Source organism: Acidobacteriota bacterium, from assembly GCA_038040445.1.
In the GTDB taxonomy this organism is placed as follows: Bacteria; Acidobacteriota; Blastocatellia; order UBA7656; family UBA7656; genus Onstottus_A; species Onstottus_A frigus.
The window spans coordinates 88,866-106,156 of sequence record JBBPIG010000016.1 but is presented as its reverse complement, the minus strand read 5'-3'; the positions used below and the strand labels follow the sequence as shown (position 1 = coordinate 106,156).

At 57.5% G+C, this 17,291-nt stretch carries 14 protein-coding genes; 8 read left to right on the top strand and 6 right to left on the bottom strand.

Going from position 1 to position 17,291, the window contains the following annotated elements; translation table 11 throughout:
* Positions 1-132: 132 nt before the first annotated feature.
* The 3 genes from AABO57_17645 to AABO57_17635 form a co-directional block, all read right to left on the bottom strand.
* Positions 133-2,058 carry a carboxypeptidase regulatory-like domain-containing protein gene (locus AABO57_17645; protein MEK6287570.1) on the bottom strand — a complete coding sequence of 642 codons (1,926 nt, stop codon included), beginning with the start codon at positions 2,056-2,058 and terminating at the stop codon, positions 133-135.
* A gap of 47 nt (positions 2,059-2,105) precedes the next feature.
* Positions 2,106-3,812: a carboxypeptidase-like regulatory domain-containing protein gene (locus AABO57_17640; protein MEK6287569.1), complete on the bottom strand. Its 1,707-nt coding sequence runs from the start codon at positions 3,810-3,812 to the stop codon at positions 2,106-2,108.
* A 415-nt stretch (positions 3,813-4,227) separates the two neighbouring features.
* Positions 4,228-5,742 carry a shikimate dehydrogenase gene (locus AABO57_17635; protein MEK6287568.1) on the bottom strand — a complete coding sequence of 505 codons (1,515 nt, stop codon included), beginning with the start codon at positions 5,740-5,742 and terminating at the stop codon, positions 4,228-4,230.
* Positions 5,743-6,082: 340 nt separating this feature from the next.
* Here AABO57_17635 and proC point away from each other — a divergent pair, with 340 nt between their 5' ends.
* From proC to AABO57_17595, 8 genes are all read left to right on the top strand, one after another.
* Positions 6,083-6,898 carry a pyrroline-5-carboxylate reductase gene (proC, locus tag AABO57_17630; protein ID MEK6287567.1) on the top strand — a complete coding sequence of 272 codons (816 nt, stop codon included), beginning with the start codon at positions 6,083-6,085 and terminating at the stop codon, positions 6,896-6,898.
* A 249-nt stretch (positions 6,899-7,147) separates the two neighbouring features.
* A complete protein-coding gene (locus tag AABO57_17625; GenBank protein MEK6287566.1) occupies positions 7,148-8,803 on the top strand; it encodes a DUF885 domain-containing protein in 1,656 nt (551 codons plus the stop codon).
* Between the two features lie 322 nt (positions 8,804-9,125).
* A complete protein-coding gene (locus AABO57_17620) occupies positions 9,126-9,830 on the top strand; it encodes a toll/interleukin-1 receptor domain-containing protein (protein ID MEK6287565.1) in 705 nt (234 codons plus the stop codon).
* 214 nt (positions 9,831-10,044) lie between these two features.
* A complete protein-coding gene (locus AABO57_17615; protein MEK6287564.1) occupies positions 10,045-10,365 on the top strand; it encodes a hypothetical protein in 321 nt (106 codons plus the stop codon).
* 228 nt (positions 10,366-10,593) lie between these two features.
* Positions 10,594-11,019 (top strand): hypothetical protein, encoded by a 426-nt coding sequence (locus tag AABO57_17610; protein MEK6287563.1) that lies wholly within the window; start codon positions 10,594-10,596, stop codon positions 11,017-11,019.
* 110 nt (positions 11,020-11,129) lie between these two features.
* Entirely contained in the window at positions 11,130-11,711 is a 582-nt protein-coding gene (locus tag AABO57_17605) for a protein-S-isoprenylcysteine O-methyltransferase (protein ID MEK6287562.1), read from the top strand.
* A 110-nt stretch (positions 11,712-11,821) separates the two neighbouring features.
* Positions 11,822-12,109 carry a hypothetical protein gene (locus tag AABO57_17600; protein ID MEK6287561.1) on the top strand — a complete coding sequence of 96 codons (288 nt, stop codon included), beginning with the start codon at positions 11,822-11,824 and terminating at the stop codon, positions 12,107-12,109.
* Positions 12,110-12,631: 522 nt separating this feature from the next.
* Positions 12,632-13,447, top strand: a complete 816-nt coding sequence (locus AABO57_17595) for a hypothetical protein (GenBank protein ID MEK6287560.1) — start codon at positions 12,632-12,634, stop codon at positions 13,445-13,447.
* Between the two features lie 1,057 nt (positions 13,448-14,504).
* Here AABO57_17595 and AABO57_17590 read toward each other — a convergent pair.
* The 3 genes from AABO57_17590 to AABO57_17580 form a co-directional block, all read right to left on the bottom strand.
* Positions 14,505-14,882, bottom strand: a complete 378-nt coding sequence (locus tag AABO57_17590) for a BON domain-containing protein (GenBank protein ID MEK6287559.1) — start codon at positions 14,880-14,882, stop codon at positions 14,505-14,507.
* Positions 14,883-15,110: 228 nt separating this feature from the next.
* A complete protein-coding gene (locus AABO57_17585) occupies positions 15,111-16,715 on the bottom strand; it encodes an NAD(P)/FAD-dependent oxidoreductase (GenBank protein MEK6287558.1) in 1,605 nt (534 codons plus the stop codon).
* Positions 16,715-17,227 (bottom strand): DUF1572 family protein, encoded by a 513-nt coding sequence (locus AABO57_17580; GenBank protein ID MEK6287557.1) that lies wholly within the window; start codon positions 17,225-17,227, stop codon positions 16,715-16,717. The genes AABO57_17585 and AABO57_17580 overlap by 1 nt, the downstream gene beginning before the upstream one ends.
* Between the last annotated feature and the right edge of the window lie 64 nt (positions 17,228-17,291).

The following is a 17,291-nucleotide window of genomic DNA, read 5'->3' as shown; positions in this document are numbered from 1 at the left end:
GTCATCCGTGGTCTATGCGGCGTGCTGGCCAATGCGATCCTTGCGAACTCATAGACCACGGATGACGCTGATTTGACGGTTCGCACGGATTTCGTACCCAATTAATGGCTAGCGAAACGACTGTTCAAGTCACTAGTTTGCTTTCCTAACGGGTTTGGACGGCTTTATTAGAGGTGTGTAGCTCACGACGAAATCTGTGACCCGCTGGCATTGACTGAGCTCGATTGTTTTCTTAGATGCTTCGCCTTCAAACTTGAGAGAGGTTCGCCCGCCCGCGTCCCAGGCTAGCGGCTTGTGATCTGCTTCGGTTAGTTCCTGGTCGGAGAGCTCTCGCGCTACGAGCCGGTATTTGCCGGGTGCGATGTTGGCAAACGCGAAGTTGCCGTCTGCTGCTACTTCGGCCTCGAAGTAACGCAGGATATTGTCAGCGGCTTCTGGTTCGGCAGGCACAAGGTGCACTCTCATCTTCGCGGACGGCGGCTTGTTTTCTTCGCCGGTGACGACCTTTCCTCGCAAACCCGCGGCTCCTTCGCTCATCGTGACTACCAGCCCCTTCACCTTGTCGCCGGACTTCAGCGTAACCCCGCTCTTTGCGGCATCGACGGGCTTGCCATCGGGAGTCAGCGGAGGAAGCGTGACGGTTCTTATGTAAACACTGTCTCCGGGAAGCTGCAGATCCAATCGATGAACACCCGGCCGGAGAAAGCCAACGGTGAACTCGCCCTTCTCGTTGGGAGAAGTGTCTTTAAACATGGAGAGCAATGATAGAGATTGATCCTCGGGCTTCTTGCTGCCTTCGTCTCGCGCGCTGATGACGAGTTCTTCGAGCCGGGCCGGCCTGTTAGCTTTGCATTCCGCTTTCTGCGCGGCGCTTATCGGCTCGATCAAGGCGCGGCCGGCCATTGAAGCAAGAGGCTCGAGCGCAAGCTCAACGCCGGTGACGTCGGCGCCGCTCACCGTCACTGGCCGTGACGGTGACACCGATACATTCATCCCGTCACCGCCGCCCATCATAGAGCCCGATCCGGCCATTGCAGTCACGAAATATTCACCGTCGAGGAGAGCGTCGAAAGCAAAACCTTTTTCTTTCAGCGGCGCAAGCACGTAGGTTGTCGCTTCAACTATTCCGTTGCTTGCCCGAGTCAGCATCACCGAGATTCCGTCCTCACCCGATTCCTTAGAACGCGATACGGCGCCGCTCACCGAGTGACCTCGGTTATCGCGATACCGGATGTCAATGTTGGTGGCTTCGTCCCCGGCTCGCACCGTGACCTCGGCCGCAGTGTCGATCGTGCTCGAGGGAAAGTAAGTCGGCGCGTCGCCGTCGTAGGCTCCACCGCGCGGTGAGGACAGAGCCTCTGAGTAGTTCACACCGGTGCCTTGCCCGCGCCGGCCGCCCGCGGCAACCTGATAATAACCTGCCTCGAGACCGTAGATGCGGTATATGCCGCGGTCGTCGGTCTTGTACGGTCCAAGCAGCGAAGCGATCGTGCCGGTGAATTCGGAGGCCATGTCTCGGCGTACCCGCACCGGTTTGTTATCAGCTTCTCGCACTTTGATCGCACGCACGACGGCTCCGACTACGGCATCGCCCGTTAAGTTGGTCACCCGGCCGGTAATCACGCCGCCTTTTGCCAGAGTGAGCGTGATACTCTCGCCGGGTCGATAGTACGGCTTCGAGTCGGAGTCGGACAGAACGTATCCGGGAGCGCTTGCAGAGATTTTGTAGGCGCCCCATTGAAGACCGCTCAACTCGAACTTTCCATCCGCGTCGGAGGTGACCGGCCGGAAGAACGTGGTCATCATCGCTTGCGGGTTGGAAGCCATGTTTGCAGGAAAAGCCATGATCGAAGCATCAGCAACCGGCCGGTTTCCTTCTCCGATCACGCGGCCCTTGATCGACCCGCCCGCCTGGGGTTTTTTCTCCTGCGCGGTCGCTGGTTGCTGCGCCACCCGGCGATCGCCCGCCGCAGGCTTCTCTGATTGCGGTTGCTGGGCATTGGCGATCGCCGATACGAATAAGGTAGATAGAATAATTCCTAAAGCAATCTTATGCATCGTAAAGTTTCGGCAATTCGTCCCGGGCGGATTCTGTGACAGAGCGTTCATTTGTCGGGACCTTTCGCTCCTAGATCGAGAATGAGGCTCGTTTGTGCCGGGGTGCCAGGCGTCAATGTCACCTGCTGCTTAGCCGAGACCCTGCGCCCGGTTCCCGAGCCTTGCGAGGACACGCTGGCCTCGACCTCATAATCACCCGGCGCCAGACCTTCGATGACGAAATTTCCCTTCGCGTCTACCGGAAAGGTTCGATGCGAATCATTGATGGTGCTGTTCAGCGGACGCGCCCACACTGAGATCTCTGAGTCGGGCGTGAGAGTGCCCCCTTGAATGGTAACCCTACCGTGCAGGATGCAATTGGCCTGAACCACGACTACTCTCACTCCGGTGATCTGCTCGTTTGGCTGAATATCTAGTCCGTCGAATTGCTCTACACCGTTGCGTTCGATCCGAACGACTGAAAACTTCTGGGCGCCATATGGAAGCGACCGGATATTTATCTTGCCGGCTTTGAGCCCGCCGATCCTAAAGCTGCCGTCGGCCGCAACTCGGGCCATGCCCGACGCCGTGGACTTCGTCCGCTCATCCGGGACGGCAATCAGCATAAATGGAGTCGAGGTGTCGAAAGCTTCGGCGGCGGGGCTTTCGAACCCCACGACGCCGCTGATGCTTGCGCCGAGATGAACCTTGATCACGAGCTTATCGATATTGCCCGATTGAACTTCGAAGTTGACCGGGTCGGCGTAGAAATCATTGGTGCTGGTGCCAGTCAATGCGCCCATGGATTGGACTTCCAATTTGTAGTTGCCTGGCTCCACGGAATCGAGGCGAAACTCACCCTTGGCGTTCGTAGTCGTGATCCCGCCGGGAACAGAGAAGGAGTCTTCGCGATTGCTCTGTTCCAGGCTGCCCTCACTGGGTCTGGTCGTGTAGGCAACCATCGCATTGGCGATCGGTGCGCCTGTCTCCGCAATAAGGACGCGGCCGTTCACGCTAAACCCCTTGTCCGCCATGCCAACCTTAATGTCCACACCTGAGGCTTCCGCCCCGGCGATCACCTCAACGGGTTTTGACCGCGATTCATCGGTGACTCCCGGATAGTAGGTCTGAACTCTTTTCGGCCGTTTGGCTAGGAAACTCATCGAGTCTTGAGAACCGCCGGCGCTCACTATGTACCGCCCGGGCGCTAGAGCGTAGATTCGATAGACGCCGCGGTCGTCCGTGTAGTACATCCGGCCTCCTTGCCCCGAGTACGAGTCGGCCGCCTTTGTGCCCGCGACCAACTTCAAGGAGATTTCTTCAGTAATAACCGGCCGCCCCTCGCTATCGGTGATCTTTCCGGTCATGACGCCGCCGCGTGACAATGAGAAGTCGATGCCCTCGATGGCCGCGCCTTCGGTTACATTCAATTCTTTCGCGAACGCACCTGGTTCGGCGCTCACTAATGTTGGTGCGGACGGCATTATGTTGTACTTCCCGGCAGGCAAGGCTTCGAAACGGTAACGGCCGTCGGAATCGGTCGCCGCCTTGAGCGACGCGGCCGGCTTTAGCATTTGCTCGACCATTCTGGCGGGATCCGTGACTGATGGGGTAGCCAGCACGATGACACGCTGTGCGGGCTTGCCATCGAGTAAGACACGGCCCGTGATTGTGCCCGTGCCCTTTGCGTCTTGAGCAAGTGATACAGACTGCGTCAAAGATTCTATGCCGAACAGAAGCGCGAGAAAAATCACTAGGCGTGGGAGACTTCGCATCTGGGTTCTCCAGCGAGTAGGACTGGCCGTTGCCCGTTACCACAAATTCGGGTGATGCCTTAGATCTGAGCGAGTGAAGGATATCACTTCTAACGCCGCAATCCTAGCATGCTGCTGAAAAAGCGCATTGACACGCGACTATTCAGGTGCAGTCCCACCAACGCAGTTGGTGGTCGCCCTCCGCTAGGAGGGCCAGGCCCTCCTAGCGGAGGGCGCGTACATCCTCTCGCGCCTCTATAAACATGGCCTTCTAGCAGAGGGTGCGTATCCTCTCGCGCTTCTATAAACATGGCCCTCCTAGCGGAGGGTACTGCATCCTCTCGCGCCTCTATGAACATGGCCCTCCTAGCGGAGGGCGCGTGCATCCTCTCACGCTTCTATGAACATGACCCTCCTAGCGGAGGCCGTCTGCTCCTCACGCGATCTTTGCCAACGCCGCCTCGCGCATAACATCAAGCGGCGGTTTCCTGCCGGTCCAAAGCTCGAACTGGAGCGCCGCCTGCGCCACCAACATTTCAAGCCCGCTGATCGTTTGGCATCCTGCCGCTCGCGCGTCGGCGAGGAAGCGGGTTTCGAATGGATTGTAAACCAAGTCGTAAGCGATCCGGCGGCTGCGCAGCCAGGCTCCAGGAACTGGGCTTGAGCCTTCACTGTGACCGCGCATTCCAACCGGAGTCGTATTGATTACCACGCGGGCATCACTTGATTGGAGTGCTTCAATTGGAGAAACAAGAACGCCAAATGCCTCGGGCAGAGCGCGCGCCTTCTCGGGGTTGCGAGCGAAGACGCCGACCCGAGCGCCGCGTTCGACAAGCCCGTAGATCACAGCTCGCGCGGCGCCGCCCGCTCCAATCACAGCACAACTCTCACCTTCGAGCGCGTAAACCTTCTCGAGCGGTTCCATCGCCCCTTGAACATCAGTGTTGTAGCCGGTCAGCATCCCCTCGCGCACGACAACTGTGTTTACCGCGCCGACCTCGCGTGCCGCCCGGTCAGCTTCGTCGAGCAGCGGAATCACGGCGCTCTTGTGAGGGATGGTTACGCTCAGCCCGCGAAAATCCCAATCAATCTCGCGCGTCGCCGGTCTGATGAAGCGATGGAAAAACTCGGCGAGGTCTTCCACCTCGAAGGGGAGATAAACGAAGTCGAGATCGAGCTCGGCGAATGCTCGATTGTGCATCGCGGGTGAAGCGGAGTGCGCAACAGGCGAGCCGATGATTCCTGTTATCGAAGTGCTGTGCGAGACGCGATGAACGCGATAGTCGTGGATCAACTCGTCGCAACTCGACTGGCCCGGCGCGCTCTCTTTGCCGTGTCGAAGCGAGCAATAGGTAAGGAAGCTCCCCCGCGCGGGCCCGAGTACACGCGTGATCACGCCGGGTGCTCCCATTGCAAGCGCTATGAGATCGCGCCCCTCAGTTCGTGCGCGGTCGAGCAGCTTGAATATGGCCAGCGAGTCGCTGACGGTGTTGGCTTGCGTCACAATCTTATGCACGGCGGCAGGAAGCGCCGTTACTCGATTGTAGATCGCGTCCAGGTCCGCCGGGGTTCTGTCGAAGTTATGGTAGGAGACTATGAGACGCGAGAAGTTCGGCGCGAGCTTTGCCGCTTCTTCGTAATGAGCGGCTTCTATGTCACAGTAGTCGGCGAGGCGCCGCGCGCCTTCGACCAGTAAGCTCAGCCGCACGTGATCGTCTACGGGCTGATTCCCGCCTTCGGAGGTCGCGCGGCAAGTGATGATAGCCGGAAGCGGCTTGTCTTCGAGCAGCGCGCGCAGACCGTCCCGATCGGAGAAGTCAAAATCTCTCAGGTAATCGAGCCTGACCTCGATCATATCGGCGATGCTTGCCGCTCGTTTGATCGAGGCACGAGCGGCGTCGATCGTCGCTTCGGTGATAACGGCGCAGACTCGAACGCGATTTTCAGACATGCTTGTCGTAATGGACCACGGACCACGCGGAGCAGGCTTTCAAGCCGCAACCAAAACCTCTGCGTTCCTCTGCGTCCTCCGCGGTTCAATCTTTGACCGGACTTAACCGCAGGGGACGCTGGGGAACGCAGAGAGAAACTTGCTAAGGAACAAGAAGTCACGCGGTTGCTACGCGGATTGAGCGGAGCCGCACGGATCAGATCAGCGCGAATCCGTCGCATCCTGTCTAATCCGTGGTCTATCTCAACTGACCGAGCCTAGCATAACGGGCAATCACTGGCTACTCACTTGGGCTCACTGCTATCATCGCAACGAAGCGCAACAAACGGAGAACAAATCAATGTTAAAGGACAAAAAGATCGCGGTGGTCGGCGCGGGAAAGCTTGGCGAAATCTTGATCAAGGGTCTGCTTGAAGCCGGCGTCATCAACATCGCCAACGTAAGGATCACGGCGGGGCACCAGGAGCGGCTAGATTCCATGCGCGAGCGGTTCAACGTAGCCGGCACGCTTTCAAATAAAGTTGCGACCGCGACTGCTGACATAATCATCCTTGCCGTCAAGCCCCAGACCGTTCCGGTTGTTTTGGCTGAGATCGGCGAAGGTCTCAGGCCATCTCAACTCTTGATCTCCGTCGCGGCGTCCGTTAGCACCGCGTTTATTGAGAAGCACCTGGTTGCGCCGGTTCCGGTGATCCGCGCTATGCCGAACACGCCTTGTCTGCTGAAGAAGGGAATGACCGGCATAGCGCCCGGCAAGAATGCCTCGCGTGAGCACCTCGAGCTTGCGAAGTTCATCTTCGATTCCGTGGGCCGTACCGTAGTCGCCGATGAGAAGCATATGGACGCGATCACCGGGCTGTCGGCGAGCGGGCCGGCATTCATTTACATCGTGATCGAGTCGCTGGCCGAAGCCGGGGTGAAAGTCGGACTGCCGCGCGACATCGCAACGGTGCTTGCGGCGCAGACCGTGGTCGGCGCGGGCTCGATGGTGCTCGAAACTGGCGAGCATCCGGCCAAGCTTAAAGACACGGTGACGACGCCGGCTGGGTGCACGATTGACGGGATTCTCGAGCTGGAAGATGGTGGGCTGCGAGTTACTCTAATAAAGGCGGTTGTGAAAGCCACGCAACGAGCAAAGGAGCTTTTGGAAACCTAGATGAAGGGAATTCCATTGTCTTCTCTGCGTGACCTTTGCGTCCTCTGCGTGTCTGCGGTGAACCCCAATGCCGAGAACCCTTCACCGCAGAGACGCAGAGGACGCAGAGGTGGCGCAGAGAGATTAAAGTTAGGACACTACCCAATATCGTTGCTGATTTGCTCAGTGGTTTTTGCAAGTTATTTTCCTGGTTCTAAGTCTCTTTTTTCGCGGGTAGCTGCGGCTCAAACAAGAGAATCAAAAAGCGAAATGGCTGCTGCTAAGTTTCCAAAGCTTGTCGCCGAGTACCTGTTGGATCTGCACTCGCGCCACCCTACGCTCGCGGCGGCCAGCGGCATCCATGCTTGGGACGGGCACCTCGAAGACTACAGCGCCGGAGCTATCGCCGCCGAGATTTCCGCCATCAAGGCATTCCAGTCGCGTCTTGAAAAGATTCCGCCGCTCGAACTACCTCTGTCAGACACATTCGACTACCAGATTCTTTCGTCGAACATCAACGCTCGTCTGCTCGAGCTCGAGCAGATCAAAAGCTACGAGCGCAACCCGCAGATCTACAACGACGTGCTCTCGACCGCCCTGCTGCAGATTGCGATGTTCGAATACGCGCCCGCCGACTCTCGAATTCGCCATCTGATTGCGAAACAGAAGCTCGTCCCGCGCTTGCTGGATTCCGCGCGCGCAAACGTGCGGCAGCCGCCTGCCGTGTTTTTGAAGATCGCGATCGACACCTTCAAAGGCACGCTGAGTTTCGTTCAGACCGATCTGCCCAGGGCGTTTGCTTCGGTCAAGGACTCGAAGCTTCAATCCGAGTTTAAGAACTCCACCAGGACTGCCGCCGATGCGATCGCAAAGTACATCAAGCACCTTGAAGGGATAAAACCCGACCTGAAAGCGACCTTCGCAATCGGCAAAGAGAATTATGAAGCGAAGCTAAAGTACGACGAAGGCATCGATGTTCCGGTCGATAAGCTTTTGAAGATCGCCGAGCGTGAGCTCGCAAAGACTCAGGAGGAGTTCAAGAAAACAGCTTCGCGGATAGACCCGAAGCGCAACTCGCTTGCGGTGTGGGCTGACGTGCAGCGCGATCACCCGAAGGCCGGCACTCTGGTCGAAGAGGCGCAGAAACAGCTCGACGCATTGGCTCGATTCATCAAAGAGAAAGAGATCGTAACGCTGATACCTTCCGAGCCGCCCGTCGTAGCGCCCACGCCTGATTTCATGCGGTGGTCGACGGCCAGCATGTGGACGCCCGGTCCGTTCGAGAGCCGCCCGTTGCGTGCGCGCTATCTGATCACCGACGTCGATCCGAAATGGACCGAGAAGCAAAGAGAAGAGTATCTGGGCTCGATCAACTACCCGCAGCTCTGGACGACTTCGATTCACGAGGTGTATCCCGGGCACTTCGTGCAGGGCACGTACCTCAAGCAGACCGCGTCACCGGTGCGCAAGCTTTGGTCGATTGCTCCTGCAAGTTTTGTCGAGGGCTGGGCTCACTACACCGAACAGATGATGATCGACGAAGGGTTCGGAGGAGGCGATCCGAAGATCAAGATGGGCCAGCTTGCGGGCGCGCTGCTGCGGTTATGCCGGTTCGTGGTGGGGATACGAGAACACACCGGCGGGATGACTGTGGACCAAGCGACGCGGTTCTTCATGGACAACGCTTATATGGGTGAGACGCCGTCGCGGATCGAAGCTGAACGCGGCACGTTTGATCCGACATACCTGGTTTATTCAGTGGGCAAACTTGCAATACTGAAGCTTCGCGACGACTACAGGCGCGATCGGAATGAACAGTTTTCTCTTCGAGAGTTCCACGATCGGTTGCTCTCAAACGGCAACGCCCCGTTGTGGGTTCATCGGCAAATGCTCCTGCCGGGGGAAAAGGGCAAGCTGATCGAATAGTCAACGTGCCCCTTAGTCTCGACCGGGCCTTGGGAGTCGAAGATCGGCTCGCCTCGGGGCAGTCTTAGCCTTGATTGTTAGCCTATCTCGGGGGGCCTCCACCGGAAGTGTTGTCCGGATTGATCCTGTGGAAGGGTGCGTCTTGAATAGGAGTACTAACGGCGGTATTATTCAACACGCTTTTAGTACGGCTACTTCATGTTAGGGCGCATCGGATGCCCCTCGCTGCTCTTCCAGACCTACTGGCCTACTATCGCGCGGCGCTTTGGAGTAGGGCTAGAAGAGTGGATGAAATAGCGATTACAAATAGGAGGATGACGACATGGCAAGATGCACAGCACCAGTAAGAGGCCATCGCACAGCGAGCGCTGCAGCGGACTGCCCCGCATGTGGTGGCCGCTATGGCCGCTACAGCGGCTACAGCAGCTACGGGTCGTACTCGTCCCCGTCCTACTCCTCGTCGGGGAGCAGCGGGGGCGGCCGGAGCAGCGTCGGCGGGTCCGGTAGCAGCGTAAGGCCCCGCTGGTCGCGAGCAGGTTCGTCCGTGGTGTACACGGACGCACAGGTGCGGGCACTCACGCCGGTCCGCACCAGCGTCGAGAATCGAGCGTCCCTGCCTGACCGTCGGGACGTCTTTCTCTGCCACGCGTGGGACGACCGGAGCGGGGCCGCCAAGGAGCTTCACGATCTGCTCGAGTCGCGCGGTGTCTCGGTCTGGTTCAGCGAGAAGGACGTCGCCCTCGGTACGCCGTTGCTCCGCGAAATCGACAAGGGACTGGCGAAGTCGCGAGTCGGGATCGTGCTGGTGACCCCTGCGCTGCTGCGCCGCCTCGCAGGAGAAGGTATCGCCGACAAGGAGCTTTCGGCACTCTTGGCGCGTGATCTGCTCGTTCCCATCGTGCACGACACGACCTATGAAGCTCTCCGCGAAGTCAGTCCCTTGCTCGGCTCGCGAAGTGGCCTGAGCACTGCAGAAGAGCCGATGGCGAACGTCGCGGCCAAGCTCGCGGAGCTGGTCACCCTCTAGCTTTGTTACCCACACAGGTCTGGGTGGCCGCTGACACGCAGCAGCAGTTGCTAGATCGGTTGTCGGTATTAGAGCGCATAGTGCTCAGTTCTCCGTGACTGTGCGCCCTAACAACTCATTCAAGCCGACGCCGCTTCGCGGCGCGGCTTAATTCAGGCGTTAGGCGCTTGCGCTTGGCTATGATAAGAAGAACTCGGAAAAGGAGAAGGTAAACATGAAATATAGAGCCCTGATCACTATGGACTGGGGAAAGCCACACAACAATAACGCTCGGCATAAACTGATTTCAGCTCTTATGGATGCCGGCTGGCTTCTAGTGGAAACCAGTACATTCACTATCGAGACAGAAGATATTAACAAGGTCTGGCGCGGGGTTGGACTCATAGCCAAGGGTGCAGCGGCTACCGGAGTATTGACTGCTTTGTCACTTAACGTCATTGGTAGCGAGGACTTCTCCACGACGAAGGAGTATAAAGCAAAGAAGAATCATCCGAATGCACTGCAACAGATTGAGGCTCTTCCATTTCCAACATGAATTACTTGAACCACTTTCACTTCAACTTTGGTGCAAGATAACAACAACGCGCCTAACAATCGCGTGAACCGGAGCGCGCGCAGCGGGTTTCTCATGGTTCATCCAGTGTTCGGCGCGCGCCCGGTTACGCGGGGCGTTAGGCGACAAGGAAATTCGCCGTGACCAAGCCAGCAATCGCCACTGGCATAGTCACTGTCTTAGAAACCCTAGGCGACAAGGAGATACCCCATGATCGAGCCAGCAATTGCCGCTGCCATCGTCACTGCCTCAGGAACGCTCATAGGAAAGCTGCTTGAGCTCGCGGGAAAACGGGAACCAACGGCCAAAGCTCGGGAAGTCGTTGACAAGACATACGACCAACTTAGCAAGCACGCTGTTACGACGAATTGCGTGCGCATTTTGCTCGCGCTTCGGCAGGCCGGATCTAAGCAAACAGAGGGGCAGCTGTATCCAGTCGTCGAAGCCATGCGCCAGCGCCAGGAGCCGAATGGCTTACCGTTTGAGACCAACCTGACCTACCGGCTTAGATTTCTCTGTCTCCTCGGGCTAGCTCAGCCCACGCTGGGCGAGTACGCGCTCACGCAACTCGGCGCTGCCTTTCTGGCCCGAGCGAGCGAAGACAGCGTCAACTACAGGTTCGCGTTTGTCGCCTAACCGTTCGTTCCACCGGAACGCCTCCGGCGGCCGGTGAACTCAAACGTTAGCCGGACAGACGCACTTGACGACATCGCAGTCGGCTGGGTGAAAGAGAAAGGTGATTGGCAATGAATCCGTGGATCGCGAAAGCTGTCGTACTCGTAGCCACAGTGGTGATGATGGCTATTCGCGCGCCGCATGGCCACCGAAGTCGCAGTGTCAAGGTCGCGAAGAGCCTCAAGACCCCGCTGGAGACCGGCCTCTTGGTTCTCGCGTGGGTGGGATTCTTCATCCCTCTGATCTGGGTCGCGTCACCAGCGTTCTGGTTCGCTGAGTACCCGCTGCGCACCGGCCCGCTCGTTGCTGGCGTGATGTGCTTCGTGATCGGCCTCTGGCTCTTCTATCGGTCGCACGCTGATCTCGGTACGAATTGGTCGATCACTTTGGAGGTACGCGAGGGGCATCGACTTATCACGCAAGGCGTTTATCGCGGGGTCCGCCACCCGATGTACTCGGCGTTGGCCCTCTACTCCGTCGGCCAGGCCCTCGTTATCCCGAACTGGGTGGCAGGTCTCTCGAACTCGGTCGCGTTCGCGGTCCTCATTGCACTTCGTCTCGGCGCGGAAGAGAGAATGATGGCCCAGCAATTTGGCAACGAATACGCTGCTTACACGGCACGGACGAAGCGTCTTATTCCGCACCTCTGGTAGACGATGCCGGGCCCGGCTAACAAGCGGTTGGAGCGGACCGCTGAAAAGCGCGGCCGCTCAACCGCAGGCCGTTGGGTCGCTTCGAGCGATAAAAAGAAAGGAGGCTCGAGATGAAAATTGATAGATTTGTGAGAGTGATGCTTGTGCTAGTTGCACTGCTACTAGCTCTCAACTGCGCCACGAACTTCAATAACTCTTCTGATAGCACAGTTGAGGCTGCACCACCTCCGTCGTTTCTTCAGGTGGGCAAGACATACACTTCCGGCGCGATGGCCTTCAGAGTCACAGAAGTGTCAAATACAGGCTGGGTAACGGCAGAAGCCCAATCACCTACTACAGGGAGACTTACTACCATGTGGATAAATTCAAACGTACTTCCCTACATTGAGCCAAGATGATCCAAAGGAACGCGTCGCTTGACGTCTCTTCTGCCGTCTCTGATTGAGACGGAAAACGCGCGTTGCGTGACAGCCGCTGAAACGCGGCGGTCGTGACTACCGGAGTGTGGGAACTGCGCATGGCCGGGTTGCTTGGTTTTCGTCACAGATGATGGTGTCGAGGATGGTATCGAACATGAAAGAGGATAACGTTCCACCGTACGAGATCACTACGTACCCTATCAAACCCCCGGTCGGAGATAATCACTTCGGCGCGAAGGCTATCGTGCCTTCGAGCTACCACATGCACCCAGACGATCCGTGGAATAAGGAGTTTTGGGGTAGGACTGAACAAGAGGCAATTGCGAAGGCGAGGAGCGCCATAGACGAGTGGGTCAAAAATAGGACCTAGCGAATCGTACTATGCGTAAAGTCAAGCTGCCTGGTTGCCTTCGACTCGCGACCCAACTCGCCGCATGCACCGTAGCCGCAAACTACGCGGCACGGTGATGCGGAGCGTTCGGCCGCTCCTCGGACCACACCATGTCAGACCCCGTCAGAGACGTTGATCAGTTCGTCGAACACCGAAGTCGACGCCCGGTCTGGGCCGCAGGGTGGACCGTCTTCCTCGCTGCGAGCGCCTTTACCGCGCATACCATTTTGGACTTACCACAACAGAATGCGCTCGTGGCTCAAGACAGCGCGGTCGCGACGCGCTACGCTCAAATCGCCGCAAAGCTCGATATGGTCCCAAAGACGATAGAGATGGTCGTCGACGCGAATATCCGAGCCGCATCGTTCTTTCGCTCAGAAATCGAGTCGGTTCCGACTGCCCGACCAATTTCCCCCTCGACCGTCGCTGAGGCCAGACGCCTGATTGCCGAGACTCGCGGCGGCATTGATGCCTTGACGTCAGTATTCGACTCGCTGCAAGTGGGTGAGCCAGACGCTGATGCGATGATTGCAAAGTTTCGCGAGGACTTGGCGGCAATGGACCAACTCCTGATTCCCCGAGAGCGAGTATTAGTCGCCATTCAAGCAGGCGACCTGCAGACGGCTTCTTCAATTCTTGAACAAGTACGAAGCGATCCGGACCGCAAACTCGCGCGGCAACTGACCGCCTTCGGCCTCAGAACGACTGTGTTCGCCCAGATGGCGCAAGCGAAGAAGCTTGAGCAGGCGGCTGATCTGGAGGGGCGACGCGTTCGTAGAAGCGATTATCAGAAGAGAATATATTTGCTCCTGCTTTCTGCCGGGTACATGAGTGCGTTTCTAGTCGTTGCCGTGCGCGCGTGGCGCCGTGATCATTCGTCCTCCAAAGGCGGAGCTGAATCCGCAGAATCTCCGCCGCCTGACTAGCTGCCTAACCTTCCATCGAGCGGACCTCTTCACCTGCGGCCTCCATCGGCCGCTCATGTCAAACGTTAGGCGCTTCATGATCCTCTCTCGGAATGTGGACGCTCGCTGTTGGTCAAACTGCCAATAATTGCGCTACACACGGGTTAAGAAAGAATCAATAAACTTACGCATAGATTCTATTCCGAATTACGTCTGTTATTTGTAGGAGCAGGTCTAGAAGAAATCCAACAGGAATACCTCTGAGGTTGTTCCTCACTCCTACTTGAATTTCATTCTGGTCTACTGACTCTGAATCCAAGTTGAAGAGAGGTGAAACTATGGCTCTAACACAAATTTCCCGCTACTACAGTCGCTGGGATCTCGATAATCACGATGGCAGAATCGCGCTATATGACATAGCAAACAGTGCGTTGGACAACCGCACCTACACAAACCCTGAGGAGTTTCAACTAATTGTAGACCTACTACGCAATGAGGCCCCTCTGTGGTTTGATACTGAGGCTAAGCATCTAAGGACGGGCTTCGGCGCAACAGGTGAGCCTACTGGTGAAGAGGAGACTTAGATATTGTTCAGGTTCAAATAGAAAGAGTTGTACACTAGAATCTGGCTTCAATGACGAATGGTTGAATCCGTCAACACAAGGCCGCCTAACAAGGTAAGAATTCGCGCGGGGCGGCTCAGAAGAGTTCTCCCTCAGACGCGCTCTCAGCCCCGCGCAATTCGGGGTTGAACTAGGCCGCCTCACTCAGCTACTTGGAGTTTCATCAGCGGTCTCACTCAGTGGCCAAATCGCGTTGGTGATCCCTCGCCTGGTTGAGCTGCCTAGATTTGACCATCGAATTCAAATCGTTCGTTGCTCTTGGCGGTGCATCTGAGCTACCCGACTCGCTTTCGGCAGCGCACGCGAGTCGTCGCGGCGCGCGTTCCAAACAGGCACGGGCACCTGTCGCCCGTCGACCAGAATAGAATAAGCCGTGAGAAGCGGGGAGCACCTCTGCTTGAGGTTTCTCCCCGCTGCTCTGGTCCGGTTAGATTGTTAAACTGAATCTTATTGACTCACATCGACTTGTTGGAGTTTTTCGGCTTGGCGGGCTTCTTCGGTGCGGCGCCTTCGACAGTGATTTGATTATCGACTTTCTTCACGCAAGGCACGCGCTTGGCCTGCATGGTTGCCAGACCCTTTTGATTTCCCTTTTTCACCGAGCCTGTGAGTGTGACCTCGCCGCCGCTCGTTGCGGCATTGATTGTCTGGTCTTTGAGCGACGCCGTTCCCGCAAGCTTGGCCTTCACGTTTTCGGTGATCTGCGCGTCGGTAGTCGCGGAGCAATCGACCGCCGCCGGTTTTGCCTTCGCAGGCTTAGCGTTTTTGTTCTGCGCCCAAACGGCACTGGTCGCAAGAAACAGAGCCAGGACAAAAATCGGAATTCTCTTCATAGGTTGTCTCCTCGTTTGATTTGATGACTTGAACTGGAGGCTGCACCCAGGACATTGCAACCAGTGGTCGCCGAGATAATAGACCCAAATTGTCTCGCGGGCAATGCGGAAGCGTATAGTCGGTTGTCTAGGTATGCGTTCGTCACCGGGGCCGGTTAGACAACCCGCGGTATGCCCGCCTAACCCGGGCCGCAGGTTAGACAACCTACGGTACACGCGCTCTCTTGATCAACTCAACGTGCGGCCGCGCCAATCCGAAAGGATTTCGCGCGCAGCGTTGTGTCCGGGCGCGCCCATCACTCCGCCCCCTGGATGCGTTCCTGATCCGCACATGTACAGTGCCTCGATCGGCGTTCGGTACTTGGCCCAGCCCGCGACGGGACGCATGAAGAATAACTGATCGAGCGTCATATCTCCGTGAAAGATGTTCCCTCCAGTGAGCGAGTATTCCCGTTCGAGATCAAGCGGCGAGATCACCTGGCGATGAAGTATCGAATCGTGAATGTTCGGTGCGTACTCGGCAAGCGCGTCGATGCACCGATCAGCAAACTTGTCTTTAACGGTGTCCCAATCGGCGTCCTTCAAGGTGTACGGGGCGTACTGTGCGAAGATGCACATTATGTGTTTTCCGGGCGGCGCGATCGAATCGTCGTACGTAGTAGGGATCGTAACCTCGACCAGAGGATTCGTGGACGGCCGCCCTGCCTTGGCGTCTTCCCACGCGCGATCGACATATTCCATGGACGGGCAGACGTGGATCGTCGCCCTATGATGCGGTCCAAGCTCGGATCCGGGAAATGCTTTGAACTCGGGCAGCCGGTCGAGCGCGAGATTGATCTTCATCGAACAACCTTCCATCCGAATTGCTTCAACCTCGCTGCGGAAACCGGGATCGATGTCGCCGGCGTCGACAAGCTTCAGGAAAGTCACCTTTGGATCGGCGCTCGAGATCACGACGCGCGCGTGAATTTCCTCACCGCTCGCGAGCGCGACTCCATAAGCGCGACCGTTGCGCACCAGCACTCGATGGACCGCTGCTCCCGTTCGGATAGTAGCGCCTCGAGACTTCGCCGAACTCGCGATCGCTTCGCTGATGGCGCCCATTCCGCCGCGAACGAATCCCCAGAGCCCGCGAACGCCTGTCGCGCCGCCCATCACGTGGTGAAGCATTATGTACGCGGTACCAGGAGTCGAAGGCCCTCCGTTGGTGCCGATCACTCCGTCGGTCGCAAGCGTGGCTTTGATCTCGTCGGACTCGAAGCGCTCATCGAGATATGCGCGCACGCTTTGGGTCATGATCTTCACCAGGTGGACAATGTCGGGATCGCGAAATCGCAGCCCGTCGAGTCCGAGCTTGCCCAGCGCGATCAGGTCGCCCAGCTTCCGGCGGATGATGTTCGGAGGCGTAGTAAGCAGCAGTCCCTCGACCCATTCGCCCAGCCGCGCGAGCCGTTGCTCGTACTCCGGATAAGCTTCCGCGTCGCGTTTTGAAAACTTCGCCAGTTCTTTTTGGGTAGCGGCGATGTCCTGCCAGAAGAAGAGGTGACGGCCGTCGGGGAACGCGGTGAAGAATGCGGGGTCTTTTGGATAAAGATGATAGCCGAACCGCTCGAGCTCGAGCTCGCGAATGATCTTCGGTTGAAGCAGGCTGCACAGATAAGCGAGCGTCGAGACCTTATAGCCGGGCCATACTTCTTCGGTTACCGATGCGCCGCCGACCACGTTCCGGCGCTCGAGCACCGCAACCTTCAGGCCCGCGCGCGCAAGATAGGCCGCCGTCACAAGTCCGTTGTGACCCGCTCCTATTACTATTGCGTCGAATTCGTTCGCCATCAGTGAACTTTGTGCGCCTTAACCCAAAGCTCATCGAGCGAGCCTTCCTTCAGCATCTTGGTTACGTAGACTATCTGCCCCGTGTGCGTCGCCAGATGAATCGCGATGTTGAACATCACGTCAAAGATGGTCGGTACATAGTTCTGCTCGTCGGAGGAATCGAGGAATCGCGAAGTATCGAATGCTTCCAGTGTCTGAGTCGCCTGGCTGATCGTCTCGTCGAACGTCACGAGGAGTCGTTCCTTCGGCAAAGGCCCACGCTCGGCAAACTCTGCCGGCCGGTCGCGCTCGTATTCGAGGCCTCCGACCCCGCGGGACAGATAATGGCGCATCGAGCCTGACAGGTGCAGCACGAGATTGCCGACGGAGTTGGTGTGTTCGTTCGGTCTCCACCATAGTTGCTCTTCGGTCAGCTCTTCAACGCACGCCCTGATCTGGGCGGGCAGTATGCGAGTGATGCGCCCGCGTAAGGCTTCGAGTGCTACGTTGCTCAGATCGTTCGGTGGTTCCATGTTTCCTCTCGGTTCGGTTAAATCCGATCCCCCACGACTATGCTTGATGCCTTAACTGAGCGCA

Coding starts and splice junctions, on each gene's coding strand:
- AABO57_17635 (MEK6287568.1), bottom strand. CDS start 5,742: ATGTCTGAAAATCGCGTTCGAGTCTGCGCCGTTATCACCGAAGCGACG.
- AABO57_17600 (MEK6287561.1), top strand. CDS start 11,822: ATGAAAATTGATAGATTTGTGAGAGTGATGCTTGTGCTAGTTGCACTG.
- AABO57_17590 (MEK6287559.1), bottom strand. CDS start 14,882: ATGAAGAGAATTCCGATTTTTGTCCTGGCTCTGTTTCTTGCGACCAGT.
- proC (MEK6287567.1), top strand. CDS start 6,083: ATGTTAAAGGACAAAAAGATCGCGGTGGTCGGCGCGGGAAAGCTTGGC.
- AABO57_17620 (MEK6287565.1), top strand. CDS start 9,126: ATGGCAAGATGCACAGCACCAGTAAGAGGCCATCGCACAGCGAGCGCT.
- AABO57_17645 (MEK6287570.1), bottom strand. CDS start 2,058: ATGCATAAGATTGCTTTAGGAATTATTCTATCTACCTTATTCGTATCG.
- AABO57_17580 (MEK6287557.1), bottom strand. CDS start 17,227: ATGGAACCACCGAACGATCTGAGCAACGTAGCACTCGAAGCCTTACGC.
- AABO57_17610 (MEK6287563.1), top strand. CDS start 10,594: ATGATCGAGCCAGCAATTGCCGCTGCCATCGTCACTGCCTCAGGAACG.
- AABO57_17615 (MEK6287564.1), top strand. CDS start 10,045: ATGAAATATAGAGCCCTGATCACTATGGACTGGGGAAAGCCACACAAC.
- AABO57_17595 (MEK6287560.1), top strand. CDS start 12,632: ATGTCAGACCCCGTCAGAGACGTTGATCAGTTCGTCGAACACCGAAGT.
- AABO57_17605 (MEK6287562.1), top strand. CDS start 11,130: ATGAATCCGTGGATCGCGAAAGCTGTCGTACTCGTAGCCACAGTGGTG.
- AABO57_17585 (MEK6287558.1), bottom strand. CDS start 16,715: ATGGCGAACGAATTCGACGCAATAGTAATAGGAGCGGGTCACAACGGA.
- AABO57_17625 (MEK6287566.1), top strand. CDS start 7,148: ATGGCTGCTGCTAAGTTTCCAAAGCTTGTCGCCGAGTACCTGTTGGAT.
- AABO57_17640 (MEK6287569.1), bottom strand. CDS start 3,812: ATGCGAAGTCTCCCACGCCTAGTGATTTTTCTCGCGCTTCTGTTCGGC.